General features: G+C 65.9%; 13 protein-coding genes. 2 read left to right on the top strand and 11 right to left on the bottom strand.

Annotated features, from left to right (window positions below; all coding sequences use genetic code 11):
- Window positions 1-65 precede the first annotated feature (65 nt).
- Both LDO86_RS07415 and hflX read right to left on the bottom strand, forming a co-directional pair.
- Entirely contained in the window at window positions 66-2126 is a 2061-nt protein-coding gene (locus tag LDO86_RS07415; RefSeq protein ID WP_018771587.1) for an ATP-dependent DNA helicase, read from the bottom strand.
- On the bottom strand, window positions 2119-3699 hold the full coding sequence (gene hflX / locus LDO86_RS07410) for a GTPase HflX (protein WP_018771588.1): 1581 nt from the start codon (window positions 3697-3699) through the stop codon (window positions 2119-2121). The genes LDO86_RS07415 and hflX overlap by 8 nt, the downstream gene beginning before the upstream one ends.
- Window positions 3700-4136: 437 nt before the next feature.
- Between hflX and LDO86_RS07405 the strand changes: the two genes are divergently transcribed.
- Window positions 4137-4760 (top strand): methyltransferase, encoded by a 624-nt coding sequence (locus LDO86_RS07405; protein ID WP_018771589.1) that lies wholly within the window; start codon window positions 4137-4139, stop codon window positions 4758-4760.
- On the opposite strand, the gene dapF is transcribed toward LDO86_RS07405, so the two are convergent.
- The 6 genes from dapF to LDO86_RS07375 all read right to left on the bottom strand — a co-directional run bounded on the left by dapF (window position 4732) and on the right by LDO86_RS07375 (window position 10367).
- Entirely contained in the window at window positions 4732-5676 is a 945-nt protein-coding gene (gene dapF, locus LDO86_RS07400) for a diaminopimelate epimerase (protein WP_026266118.1), read from the bottom strand. The two genes, LDO86_RS07405 and dapF, sit on opposite strands and share 29 nt — an antisense overlap.
- A 44-nt stretch (window positions 5677-5720) precedes the next feature.
- Window positions 5721-6632, bottom strand: a complete 912-nt coding sequence (gene miaA / locus LDO86_RS07395) for a tRNA (adenosine(37)-N6)-dimethylallyltransferase MiaA (protein WP_018771591.1) — start codon at window positions 6630-6632, stop codon at window positions 5721-5723.
- A gap of 2 nt (window positions 6633-6634) precedes the next feature.
- Window positions 6635-8116 carry a tRNA (N6-isopentenyl adenosine(37)-C2)-methylthiotransferase MiaB gene (miaB, locus tag LDO86_RS07390; RefSeq protein WP_263422046.1) on the bottom strand — a complete coding sequence of 494 codons (1482 nt, stop codon included), beginning with the start codon at window positions 8114-8116 and terminating at the stop codon, window positions 6635-6637.
- A 99-nt stretch (window positions 8117-8215) separates the two neighbouring features.
- Complete coding sequence (locus LDO86_RS07385; RefSeq protein WP_196804798.1) at window positions 8216-8716, bottom strand: regulatory protein RecX; 501 nt, start codon at window positions 8714-8716, stop codon at window positions 8216-8218.
- A 120-nt stretch (window positions 8717-8836) separates the two neighbouring features.
- On the bottom strand, window positions 8837-9892 hold the full coding sequence (gene recA / locus LDO86_RS07380) for a recombinase RecA (RefSeq protein ID WP_026266121.1): 1056 nt from the start codon (window positions 9890-9892) through the stop codon (window positions 8837-8839).
- A 250-nt stretch (window positions 9893-10142) separates the two neighbouring features.
- Window positions 10143-10367: a DUF3046 domain-containing protein gene (locus LDO86_RS07375; protein ID WP_018771595.1), complete on the bottom strand. Its 225-nt coding sequence runs from the start codon at window positions 10365-10367 to the stop codon at window positions 10143-10145.
- Between the two features lie 41 nt (window positions 10368-10408).
- On the opposite strand from LDO86_RS07375, the gene LDO86_RS07370 reads away from it, so the two are divergent.
- The gene (locus LDO86_RS07370) at window positions 10409-10939 is read left to right on the top strand and encodes a MarR family transcriptional regulator (RefSeq protein ID WP_018771596.1); all 531 of its coding nucleotides are present in this window, start codon (window positions 10409-10411) and stop codon (window positions 10937-10939) included.
- A 127-nt stretch (window positions 10940-11066) separates the two neighbouring features.
- Here LDO86_RS07370 and LDO86_RS07365 read toward each other — a convergent pair whose 3' ends face one another.
- From LDO86_RS07365 to pgsA, 3 genes are all read right to left on the bottom strand, one after another.
- The gene (locus LDO86_RS07365) at window positions 11067-11519 is read right to left on the bottom strand and encodes a helix-turn-helix transcriptional regulator (protein ID WP_018771597.1); all 453 of its coding nucleotides are present in this window, start codon (window positions 11517-11519) and stop codon (window positions 11067-11069) included.
- A 168-nt stretch (window positions 11520-11687) separates the two neighbouring features.
- Window positions 11688-12167, bottom strand: a complete 480-nt coding sequence (locus LDO86_RS07360) for a CinA family protein (RefSeq protein ID WP_018771598.1) — start codon at window positions 12165-12167, stop codon at window positions 11688-11690.
- Window positions 12164-12844 carry a CDP-diacylglycerol--glycerol-3-phosphate 3-phosphatidyltransferase gene (gene pgsA, locus LDO86_RS07355; protein WP_018771599.1) on the bottom strand — a complete coding sequence of 227 codons (681 nt, stop codon included), beginning with the start codon at window positions 12842-12844 and terminating at the stop codon, window positions 12164-12166. The genes LDO86_RS07360 and pgsA overlap by 4 nt, the downstream gene beginning before the upstream one ends.
- Between the last annotated feature and the right edge of the window lie 13 nt (window positions 12845-12857).

Genomic DNA, 12857 nt, shown 5'->3' with positions numbered 1-12857 from the left:
GAAGGGACGGCCTGCCGGAAATTGCACGGCGGCTGCCCCCGCTGGCGTCGTTCGCCTGCCGGGCCCTACGTGGCCGCGTCCGCGCCCAGCCTGGCCAATGCCGCCAGCGCCTTGCTGCGGTCCGTGGTAGCCCAGAACGGCGGCAGAGCGCCGCGGAGGAATCCGGCGTAGCGCTCTGTTGCCAGCCGGGAATCCAGAACGGCCACCACGCCCTTGTCTCCCGTGGACCGGATCAGGCGGCCGGCACCCTGGGCCAGCCTGATGGCGGCATGCGTGGCCGAGACGGACATGAAGCCGTTTCCGCCGGCCTGGGCCACGGCACGCGAACGCGCGGTCATCAGCGGATCATCCGGCCTGGGGAACGGGATGCGGTCGATCACCACCAGGCGGCAGGAGCCTCCCGGAACGTCAACCCCCTGCCACAGGGACATAGTCCCGAAGAGGCAGGTGTCCGGTTCGTCGGCGAACTGCTTCACCAAAGCGGTCATGGTCGACTCGCCCTGGCAGAGGACAGTCACATCGAGCTTCGGCCGCAGGGCGTCGGCAGCCTCTTCGGCAGCCCGTCGGGATGAAAACAGGCAGAGGGCACCCCCGCCGGACGCTTTGATGAGCGCTTCCAGTTCCTCCAGCGCCTCCGGCGAAACGCCGCGGCCCGGCTTTGGCAGGTGGCCGGCCACGTAGAGGATGCCCTGTTTCGGGTAGTCGAAGGGCGAGCCCACATCCACACCCGTCCAGCTGGGTGCGCCGTCGCCGATAAGGCCCAGTCCCCCGGCCGCGGGTTCAAATGCCGAGCCAATGGCGAGGGTTGCGGACGTTAGCACGACGGTGTGCCCGGCGAAGAGTCCTTCCCGGAGCCTGCCTGCCACGGACAGCGGCGCGATGTTGACCAGCACCGGGGCATTGTCATCGGGCTGGGAATATCCCTGGCCGGGATCGAACGTGCCGGCCCGGGAAAACCACACGACCTCGCGGTTTTCACGGGCAGCAATAAGCCGCTCACACAATTCCAGGATGAGCATGAGGCGGGACCGGGCCAGCTGGCGGCCGCCGTCGGCCGTGGCGTTGCTGTCCCCCTTGGAATCGGACAACGCGGCCCGGCACGCCTCCCGCAACTGGTCCATGCAGTCCAGCTGTTCGTCGTTCAGCCCGTTGGGAAGCAGGCCGCTGGGCGCACCGGCGAGGGCCAGTTCAAGGTTTGCGGCTGCGGCGTTCAGCGCGTCCACCGTGATGGCGGTATGTTTGCGGGCGCCGGAAGCGGCAGCGTGGACCATGGCCACCGACAGCTGACCGGACACGGCTCCGGTGACCCGGTCCTGCAACTCGTGCGCTTCATCCACCACCACGACGTCGTACTCGGGCAGGACTGCAAGTCCTTCGAAGGCGCTGACGGCCAGCATGGCGTGATTCGTCACCACCACATCTGCCTCGGCTGCGTCCTGCCGGGCCAGCTCGCTGAAGCACTCGGCGGCCATGGGGCACTTTTGGGCCCCCAGGCACTCCATGGAAGTGACGGAGACCTGGCGCCAGGCACGGTCCGTCACACCCGGCAGGAGCTCATCCCGGTCCCCGGTGGCCGTCTTCTCCGCCCACTCGCGGAGCCGCACCACCTCCTTGCCAAGCTGGGACGAGGGTCCGCCCACGGAGGCGGCAAAGTGCGGGACGCTGGTGTCTTCGCCCAAAGAGAAAAGCTGACCCTCGGAAGGCTCCTCGGAGGGGAACCCGCCTTCCAGTTTGTGCCGGCAGACATAGTTTGACCGGCCTTTCACCAAGGCAACCTTGACCGGCCGTTCCAGGGCCGGGGTGATGTTCTTCAGCAGCCGCGGCAGGTCCCTGCCAACAATCTGGGTTTGCAGGGCCAGCGTGGCCGTGGACACCAGAGCGGGCTTGTTGCTCTCCAGGGCGTGGGCGATGAGCGGCACCAGGTAGGCCAGCGACTTGCCCGTGCCCGTGCCCGCCTGGACCAGCAGGTGGTTGCCGGTTTTGATGGCCCGGGCCACCTGCCGGGCCATCTCGTGTTGTCCGGTGCGGCTTTGTCCGCCCATGCCGGCGACGGCGCGGTCGAGCAGTTCGATTACGAACTGCTCGCCGGCCGTCTGCGCGGTTTCGCCGGCGGCGGGGTCACTCATTGACGATGAATGGTTCCAGTTCGGACGCCAGGCCCTCGCGGACCTTCACCGCAGCCCTGGTACCTGCCTCAACGTGGTCAACGCTGAGGATTTCAGCGTCGGACTCATGGAGCTTGCTGACCAGGTCTCCGCGGTCATACGGGATGAGGAGTTCCATCTTGACCGAAGGCCGGGGAATGGCTTCGCTGATGGCCTTCAGCAGTTCCGGGATGCCCTCACCCGTCCGGGCCGAGACCACCACATGCCGCGGTTCGCGCTGCTTCAGGCGCTCCACCACGAACGGGTCAGCTGCATCAGCCTTGTTCAGCACGATGATCTCCGGCACCTTGCGGGCATCAACTTCGCTGAAGACCTTCCGGACGGCGGCGATCTGCCCTTCGGGGTCCGGATGCGACACGTCCACCACGTGCAGGATCAGATCCGAGTCCGCCACTTCCTCGAGGGTCGAACGGAAGGCCTCCACCAGCTGGGTGGGCAGCGAACGGACGAATCCGACGGTGTCGGCCAGGGTGTATCCCAGGCCGTCCGCGGTTTCCGCCTTGCGGACGGTGGGATCCAGGGTGGCGAACAGTGCGTTCTCCACGAGGACTCCGGCGTCCGTAAGCCGGTTCAGCAGTGAGGACTTGCCGGCGTTGGTATACCCGGCAATCGCCACGGAGGGCACTTCATTACGACGGCGGTTGGCCCGCTTGGTCTCGCGTGCCGGCTTCATTGCGGCGATTTCACGCCGCAGCTTCGCCATGCGGGTACGGATCCGGCGCCGGTCCAACTCGATCTTGGTTTCACCAGGACCTCGGGAGCCCATGCCGGCGGCAGCGCCACCCACCTGGCCACCGGCCTGGCGGGACATCGACTCACCCCAGCCGCGGAGGCGCGGAAGCAGGTACTCGAGCTGCGCGAGCTCCACCTGCGCTTTGCCTTCACGGCTCTTGGCATGCTGGGCGAAGATGTCAAGGATCAGCGCCGTGCGGTCGATGACCTTGACCTTGACGATGTCCTCAAGTCCGCGGCGCTGGGAAGGCGCAAGTTCAGCGTCCACCACCACCGTGTCCGCGCCCGTGGACATGACGATGTCCTTGAGCTCCAGTGCCTTGCCTGACCCCAGGAAGGTTCCCGGGTCCGGCTTGTCACGGCGTTGCACCATGCCATCCAGGACCTCCGAACCGGCGGTCTCGGCGAGGGCTGCCAGCTCACGCAGCGAGTTTTCGGCGTCGGCAAGCGTTCCCTCGGACCAAATCCCGGCCAGGACCACGCGCTCCAGGCGCAGCTGGCGGTATTCAACCTCGGTGACGTCTTCGAGCTCGGTGGACAGGCCTGCCCTTCGGCGCAGCGCGCGCCGTTCCTCGAGGTCCTGCTGGTCGCCGTCGTATGTTGAGTGTTCTTCGTCGAGCCGGGAAATGGCCTGCGCCTTGCCGAGCACCGCTTTTCCATTGCCGCTGCTCTCACCGCCGGGCGTGCTGACAGTCTTGGCCGGGACGTCCTTGGCGAGGATCCGGTCGATAACAGCCTGGATTTCCTGCGGACTCATGTCCTGGGCGGCTGGATCGGAACCGGTGTTGGGCTGGCTGGTCATGGTCTCCTTTGAAGATTCGGCAATTCCAGAATAGTGCTGATTGCTTGGAAGTTGGAACGTATTCGCGCTGGGCTGACGGCCTGCGGTCATGCAATTCTCCTGGTTGTCTCGCGGCCGGCTGCGATGCCGGGGCCGGGATGCCGCGTCAGAAGGGCGGCAGGGCTAAAAAGGCCGGAAAAATAGCGGGAAGTGCAGCAAGAGGCTGACTTTCGAGTATCGTCCGGCGGCCGGGCAGAACAGATGCGTCTGGCCGGTGCACAAGCGGAAGGCTGAAAAACCTGCATCGCTGCGGGACGGGCTGTCGCTGGAGGACAGGCTGCGGGGACGGGCGTGGCCCGTGCCGGCTACTCGAAGATCAGGAACATGCCATCCAGCGTAGCAGAGGGGGTTCTGCACGGTTTCCCATTACGCTGCAAGGGGAACTACTCTGGCCAGTTATGGAGTCCGCACACTATTTCAGCACGTCCCCCGCCGGCCCCTTTACCCGTAAGCCACTCACGGTGGAGCTGGCCGGCGAGACCCGCAGGCTCCACACCTCCGCGGGAATCTTCAGCCCGGACGGGATCGACAAGGGCACCGCGGTGCTCCTCGCCGATGTTCCGGCGCCGCACCCCCAGGGGAACCTGCTGGATATCGGATGCGGCTGGGGGCCCATCGCACTCACCATGGCGCTGCTGGCGCCCGGGTCGACGGTCTACGCCGTGGACGTCAACGAACGCTGCGTCGCCCTGGCCAACGAAAACGCGGCCGCGCTGGGGCTGTCCAACGTCGTCGCCAGTACACCCCAGGAGGTGGACGCCGGCGTCAGGTTCGACACCATCTGGTCCAACCCGCCCATCCGGATTGGCAAGGACGAACTGCACGCCCTGCTGAAGCTGTGGCTTCCGCGCCTCGCGGACGGCGGCACGGCATGGCTGGTGGTGCAGAAGAACCTGGGCTCGGATTCGCTCCAGCGCTGGCTGGCCGCCGAACTGGACAGTTCCTTTACCGTGACCCGCGAGTCAACGTCCAAGTCCTTCCGGATCCTGAAGGTTACGAAAGCGTCCCGCTCGCCACAATGACGGCGGGGCCGCTGAGTTCCACGTGCTCGTGGCCGGCGAAGCCGGCGAAGAACTTCACGCCCACCACACCTCCGGGAACGTTGACCCGCCAGGCATCAGGGGCTTCCGCGCCGGCCCAGTGCCGGATGGCGACGGCGGCAGCACAGGCCCCCGTTCCGCAGGACTGGGTCTCCCCCACGCCTCGCTCATGCACCCGCATGGTCACGGATCCGACGCCGTCATGGACCAGAGGCTCCGCAGGGACGACGAACTCCACATTGGTCCCATTCACGGGGACCGGATCGACCTTGGGAGCCGTGAAGAGGCGGGTGCCTTCGAGCTCGCTGAGTTCCGCGAGGGCCACTACGGTGTGTGGGTTGCCCATGCTCACGGAGAGGGCCGGCCGGGGAACTTCCAGGCCGTCGGCAGTGACCAGGGAATCCATCGCCTTGGCGCTGGCCTCCCCGGGGAATATGAACTCCCACGGGCCCATGTCCACCGCGTAACCGTTCCCTGTCCGGACCACGGTCTTGACCCCTCCGCGGGTGCCGATGGTGAGTGATCCGCCGTCGGGCAGGTCGATCAGGCCCTCGGACCGCAGGAAGTGGACGAAGACCCGCACGCCGTTGCCGCACATTTCAGACAGTGAGCCGTCGGCATTGCGGTAATCCATGAACCATTCGGCGTCCGGGGCATCGGTGAGCAGTTCCCGGCCTTCCGGCAGGAAACGGGACGGGACAGCCCTGATCAGGCCGTCGGCGCCGATTCCCCGGTGCCGGTCGCAGAGCGCTGCGGCCTGGTCTGCGCCGATGGCGTGCACCCCCTCGGGATCGGCCACCAGGACGAAGTCGTTGCCGGTGCCATGCCCCTTGGAAAAGCGGAGCCCGCTCAGTGCGTGCAAGGCAGTCCCAGTGGCTTCTGCGGGGGTTGCATTCATGGTCACAAGCGTAACGGCGGATGCCGCCGGTGCTGAAACCGCGGCTACCGGCCCGGATCCTGGACGCACACCTCGGCCGCCTTACCCGTCAGCTCCGGGTCCTGCCAGTCCAGCCAGGTGATGCGGGGGTCGGCGCGGAACCACGTCAACTGGCGGCGCGCGAACTGCCGGGTGGCCACGATTGTTTCCTCTGCGGCCTGCTCAACTGTTGACGTGCCGTCGATGACCCGCAGGAACTGTGAATAGCCCAGTGCACGGGATGCTGTTTTGCCCTGCCGAAGGCCCCGCGCGTCCAGCATCCGGACCTCCTCCAGCAGGCCGGACTCCACCATCCGGTGAACCCGTACCGCCAAGCGCTCCCGCAGGACCTCCCGGTCCACGCTCAGGCCCACCTGAACCGCAGGCTGGTAGTACTCGCGGCGCGGCATGAAGGAACTGAAGGGCCGTCCGGTAAGTTCATGGACTTCCAGTGCGCGGATAATCCGCCGGGCGTCCGAGACCCTGTCCGCGGATACGGGGTCCAGGGCCCTCAGCCTGTCCAGCAGCGCCGGGGTCCCCAGCCGTATGTGGTCCGCCTCCAGTCGTGCACGGAGCTTGGGGTCGGTCCCCGGGAACTCCAGGACGTCCAGGGCGGCCCGCACGTACAGTCCGGAGCCGCCCGCCAGGATTGCGCGCTTGCCGCGGGCATGGATATCCCCGATGAGGCTGCGGGCCTGTTGCTGGAAGTCGGAGACGCTGGCTTCCTGGGTCACGTCCAGGATGTCCAGGAGGTGGTGCGGCACTCCCCTGCGCTCGGCCGTCGTGATTTTGGCAGTGCCAATGTCCATGCCGCGGTAGAACTGCATGGCGTCAGCGTTGATGACCTCGCCGTCCAGTTCGAGGGCAAGGTTGACGGCCAGGTCGGATTTGCCGGAGCCGGTGGGACCGACGACGGCGATGACAGGCGGGGCAGTCACCTTCAGCGGGTGCGCAGCGGCAGCGAGGGCATGCCAAGGGAGACAGCCTTGGGTCCAGCGCCGGAGCCTGGGGCAGGCACACCACAGGAGTCGGCCTGGGACCTGTCCCAGGCATCCCCCGCCCGGGACCGGCGCAGGCTGTAGTCCTCCGGCGTGGGATCGGCCACCAGGTGGAAGGCCGCCGCCTCCGTAATGGTGACGGTGACGAGGTCTCCGGGCCTGGGTGCCGGGGCTCCTTCGGGGACTGAGAAGTGGACAAGCCGCTGGTCCTGGGAACGGCCGGACAACCGGTGGGTTTCCTCCGATTTCCGTCCGGACTGGGCGGTGACCATGACTTCCAGCCTCCGGCCCAACTGCTGCCGGTTTTCCTCGGCGGCGATCCTGTCCTGCAGGGCGGTGAGGCGTTCGAAGCGTTCCTGGACCACGGCCTTCGGCAGCTGGTCCGGCAGGTCGGCAGCGGGCGTGCCGGGGCGCTTTGAATACTGGAAGGTGAAGGCGGTGGCAAAGCGTGACTTTTCCACCACGTCCAGCGTCGCCTGGAAGTCCTCTTCGGTTTCGCCCGGGAAGCCGACGATGATGTCGGTGGAGATGGCGGCGTGTGGAATCCTGTCCCGGACCTTGTCCAGGATGCCCAGGAACTTCGTGGAACGGTAGGAACGCTTCATGGCGCGGAGGATGCGGTCCGAACCGGACTGCAGGGGCATGTGCAGCTGCGGCATCACGTTGGGCGTCTCGGCCATGGCATCAATGACGTCATCGGTGAAGGCGGCCGGGTGCGGGCTGGTGAAGCGGACGCGTTCAAGGCCCTCGATTTCGCCGCAGGCGCGAAGGAGTTTGGAGAAGGCCTGGCGGTCGCCGAATTCGACACCGTAGGAGTTGACGTTCTGGCCCAGGAGGGTCACTTCGATGGCGCCGTCGTCCACGAGCGCCTGGATTTCGGCGAGGATGTCTCCGGGCCGGCGGTCCTTTTCCTTGCCGCGAAGGGCCGGCACGATGCAGAACGTGCAGGTGTTGTTGCAGCCAACGGAGATGGATACCCAGCCGGAGTAGACGGAGTCGCGTTTGGTGGGGAGCGTGGAGGGGAAGACGTCCAGGGACTCCAGGATTTCCAGCTGGGCCTCATTGTTGTGCCGTGCACGGTCCAAAAGTGCGGGCAGGGCGCCGACGTTGTGGGTGCCGAAGACAGCATCCACCCATGGTGCCTTCTTGAGGATGGTTTCGCGGTCCTTTTGGGCCAGGCACCCGCCCACGGCGATCTGCATGCCGGGGTTGGCGGCCTTCACGGGCGCCAGGATGCCGAGGTTGCCGTAGAGCTTGTTGTCCGCGTTCTCCCGGACTGCGCAGGTATTGAACACGACCACGTCAGCATGGTCGCCGGCTGCTGGTACGTAGCCCGCATCCTCCAGCATGCCGGCCATGCGTTCGGAGTCGTGCACGTTCATCTGGCAACCGAACGTGCGGACCTGGTAAGTACGCGGCTGCACTGCCCCGGATTGCGGAACAGCACCGGCTTGCGCATCAGCAGCAGGCTCAACGGACGCGGCAGCGCCGGAATGGGGGGAAGGAATGGTCAAACTCACCAGTTAAGGGTACCGGCTTTGGAGCATCCCGCTGTCGGGATCCTGCCGGGAATCCAGGACGTCGTTGACGATCCTGAACGCCTGGGACGGCTGGTAGCCCTTCCTGGCCAGCATGGAGGCGAGCCGCCGGACGGCTTTGTCCCGTTCCGACTGGTCAGGCAAAACCGTCCCGGGCCGGAGCTTGCGCTCCACCAGTGCGCGTGCCGCCGCTTCCTCGTCGGCGTCCGTCAGCTGCTCCAGGGCAGAAGCCGCCGTTTCCTGGTCGATGCCCTTCTCGGCCAGTTCGCGCCGGAGAGCGCCCTTGGCAAGCTTGCGGGACTGGGACCGGCTCCTGACCCACATATCGGCAAACTCGGCGTCGTTGATCAGGCGCGCCTCCTGGAACTTGTCCAGCACCGCCTCGGCGACGTGTTCGGGGATATTCCGTTCCGCCAGTTTCCGGGCAAGCTGCAGCCTGCTCTTGGGAGCTGCCGTGAGCTGGCGGTACACGATGGCCTGCGCCACCGAGAACGGATCCGGTTCGGCGTCAACAGCCTGCGGATCCTCAGGGATGGAAAAGCCGTCCGGCGGCCCTGAAGAGGGGCCGCCGGGCCGGGCCCGCCGTGAACGTGGTCCGGTCAAGGGCTAGAACCCGTCGACGGCTTTCAGCTTTGGCGCGTCCTTGGACTCGTCCTCGGCGGGCTTGACCCCTACGCCGAGCTTTTCCTTGATCAGGCGTTCCAGTTCAGCCGCGAGCTCGGGGTTGTCGCGCAGGAAGCGGCGCGAGTTCTCCATGCCCTGGCCCAGCTGGTCGCCGTCGTACGTGAACCAGGAACCGGACTTCTTGATGATGCCGTGCTCCACGCCCATGTCGATGATCCCGCCTTCGCGGGAGATGCCCTGGCCGTAGATGATGTCGAACTCAGCAACTTTGAAGGGCGGAGCCATCTTGTTCTTGACGATCTTGGCCTTGGTCCGGTTACCGACGGAATCGGCACCTTCCTTGAGGGTCTGGATCCGCCGGACATCGATGCGGACCGACGCGTAGAACTTCAGGGCCTTACCACCGGTGGTGGTTTCGGGGGAGCCGAAGAAGACACCGATCTTTTCACGGAGCTGGTTGATGAAGATGGCGGTGGTCTTGGTCTGGCTCAAGCGTCCGGTGATCTTACGCAGGGCCTGGCTCATGAGCCGTGCCTGGAGGCCGACGTGGCTGTCGCCCATGTCACCTTCGATTTCGGCGCGCGGCACCAGGGCGGCGACGGAGTCGATGACGACAACGTCCAGCGATCCCGAGCCGACCAGCATGTCCATGATCTCGAGCGCCTGCTCACCTGTGTCCGGCTGCGACACGAGGAGGGCGTCGGTGTCCACACCCAGCTTGGCGGCGTAGTCGGGGTCCAGGGCGTGTTCTGCGTCGATGAAGGCTGCGATGCCGCCGGCGCGCTGGGCATTGGCCACGGCGTGCAGGGCAACGGTGGTCTTACCCGAGGATTCAGGACCATAGATCTCGATGACACGGCCCCGCGGAAGGCCGCCAATCCCCAGAGCGACGTCCAGTGCGATGGAACCGGTGGGGATGACTTCGATCGGGGCGCGTACTTCGTCGCCCAGGCGCATGACCGACCCCTTGCCGAACTGCTTGTCAATCTGGGCAAGCGCTGCTTCCAGCGCTTTTGCACGATCCGGGGCTGCCGCCATGGTTGACACCTCTAATGCTTTCTCGATGGTGGCCTTCGCGGCCGTTTTATTGGTCATCTCTGACGCTACTGGGACCCACTGACATTCCGGCCTGAGGACAACGGCTATGTGGATAAGCCCAATAGAAAAAGCATAGCGTTATCCGAACAGGTATTCGAAGAGTGCCGGTCCTGCGGCGTGTCCGTCCAAGGGCGCTTCGGCTGCGGCAGGCTCACGAAGGACCCACCCGGGAAGCCGTTGTTAGGCGCTGCTAGTCGCGGCGAGGGGCGATGTCCCGGCCCAGCCGCCGTTCGGCCGGGACGTCCTGGACATCGCAGACTGCCAGCCAGACTTTGCGCGGTTCGATGCCTGCAGCCAGCGCCTGGTCCGCAGTGCGCCCGCCGACGCCGGTCAGGACCAGGGTACTGCTCAGCACGCGGGAGTACCCCGCACCGAACTCGTCATCCATCAGACGCCAGTACTCGCTGATTCGCATCGGTAAATCCTCTCATGATTGCGGACCCTAGAATTGTTGCCATGAGCAACTCCCCGGATCTCCCGCCGCCGCCGGACGCAGGCGCTGATGCCGCCGATACCGCGCTGCAGAATGTTGAACACCAGATCAGCCTCTTCTGGCGGCGGGCCAGGGCTATCTCCAACCAGCTCTCGCGCGAAGTCCACCCGGATATGGAGCCTGCCGCGTACGGGCTGTTAACGGTTATCCGCCGGGAAGGGCCCATCCGCCTGACGGAGCTTGCCATGAACATCGGGGTGGGCAAGCCGTCGGTCAGCCGGCAGATTGCCTTCCTGGAGAGCCTCGGACTGGTATCCAAGGAAGCCGATCCCCTGGACCGCCGGGCACAGTCCATCCGGCTGACGCCCAAGGGCGAAGAGAAGATGCACCAGGTCCAGGACGCCAGGCGCCAGGTTTTCCAGGAACGGCTGCGCGAGTGGCCCGTGCAGGACCTGCAGGAGCTGGCCCGCTACATGGCCAAGCTGAACTCCACCTACGAGCGTGACGGATTCCCCAGGGAAGGCGGAGGCGGCTCCCCCGCAGAAGAGGAATAGCCCGCAGCGACGAACAGCTGGCAGGAGTACCACCAGCCGGGCACATCAATCGGGCGCCAACGCAGGAAGCCCCCGGCGCGGCCGGGGGCTTCCTGCGTTCCAAGGCCCACCTGCGGTGGGGCTGGCTTTACCGGGCGCCGGAGAGAAGGCCCGTGGAGAGTTCGTCGTTCAGTTCAGTGTTGAGGTCGCGCTCGAGGTCACGGCCGTAACGCTGGGAGAATTCCTGCGGAACTGTGTCCGGAACTGCGACGCCTTCGGCTACTGCCACACGGTCGCTGACTTCACGGAGCATGCTTGACAACGGAACATCCAGTGCCGAGCAGATTGAGGACAGAAGCTCTGACGAGGCTTCCTTCTGGCCGCGCTCCACTTCGCTGAGATACCCCAGGGAGACGCGGGCGCTGTGCGAAACTTCACGGAGCGTGCGTCCCTGACGCTGGCGGACATCGCGCAGCACATCACCGATTTCGTGACGAAGTACTACCATCTTGCGCTCCTTCTGTTCGCTCTTAGCCTGTTCGGCGAGGCCCACATCCTTCCAGCGGACAACGCCGTTTACGGATACGGGCTGCTTTACCATCTGTATCGCCTTGCTCCCTCATTGGTCAGGTTCACCGTGGGGCGAACCGTCGTGGTCATTTCATCCTAGGCGCCTCCACTATCCGGAAGCGACACAATGTAATAACTAATCGGTACCGGCTTTTGTTCCCGGCAACTTTACACCCGGTAACTTGGGGTCCGGCAGGCGTCAGGCGGGCAGTGCCTCGAGGAGCCGTTCCAGGGCGGCGGCGCAGGCTGCGGCCCTGATGTCGGGCCTGCTGCCGGTGAAGGAGTATTCGAAAGCCGCCGTTCCGGCCGCTGTGGCAATTCCAATGTAGACGCGCCCAACTGGCTTGCCGTCATGGGCATCGGGACCTGCCACCCCCGTTGTGGAAATCCCGACGTCGGCGCCCAGGACCGTGCGTGCCCCGGCTGCCATGGCACGGGCAACGTCGGGGTCCACGGAGCCGGCACGGGCCAGGAGGTCGGCAGGAACGTGCAGCACCGCGTCCTTCACTGAGTTCTGGTAGGCGACCACACCGCCCTGCAGCATGCCGGAGGCCCCGGGAGTGTCGGCAAGGACAGCGGACACCATCCCCGCCGTCAACGACTCGGCGGTGGCGACGGTCTGCCCGGACTCGAGCGCCTGCTGGACGGCCTGCCCGGCCAAACGGTGGAGGTTGCTCATGCCTGGTCCTGGCCCGTCGCTGATTCCTGCCCGCTGGCTGTGTCCTGCCCTGTGACAGACCCTGCCTGCCGTTTCCCCTTCGCGCGCAGTCGCAGGGCCTCGATGACGTATTCGACGCCGGTCCACAGCGTGATCGCCACGGCAGCCATCATGACGGCAAACGCAACCCAGGACATCCAGGGCGCGAATGCCCCGAACGGCAGGAGATAGAGGAAGATCGCCGCGGTCTGCACCACGGTCTTGAGCTTGCCGCCCCGCGAGGCGGGAATGACCCCGTACCGGATCACGAAGAAGCGCAGGGCGGTAATGCCCCATTCCCGCACCAGGATCACCAGCGTGGCCCACCAGGGCAGCTCACCCAGCAAGGAGAGCATCACCAGCGCGGAGCCGATCAGGAGCTTGTCTGCGATGGGGTCCGCGATCTTGCCGAAGTCCGTGACCAGGTTCCGGCTCCTGGCGATGTCGCCGTCGAGCTTGTCCGTGTAGATGGCGACGGCGAAGGCCGCCACTGCCGCCCAGCGCCATGGTCCGGAAACACTGTGCAGGCCGGGCGCGTCCGCCACGAGGAACCACACAAAAAACGGGACCAGCGCGATGCGGATCATGGTCAGGACGTTGGGAAGGTTCCAGACCCCGGCACGGCCCTGGCCGGCGGCGGTTGCATCGGTGCTAGTCACGTTCCTAGGCTAC

Origin of the sequence: Arthrobacter sp. StoSoilB19, assembly GCF_019977275.1 — a bacterium.
Taxonomy (GTDB): domain Bacteria; phylum Actinomycetota; class Actinomycetes; order Actinomycetales; family Micrococcaceae; genus Arthrobacter.
The sequence above is the reverse complement of the archived record's forward strand: the minus strand, read 5'-3'. Positions and strand labels throughout refer to the sequence as shown.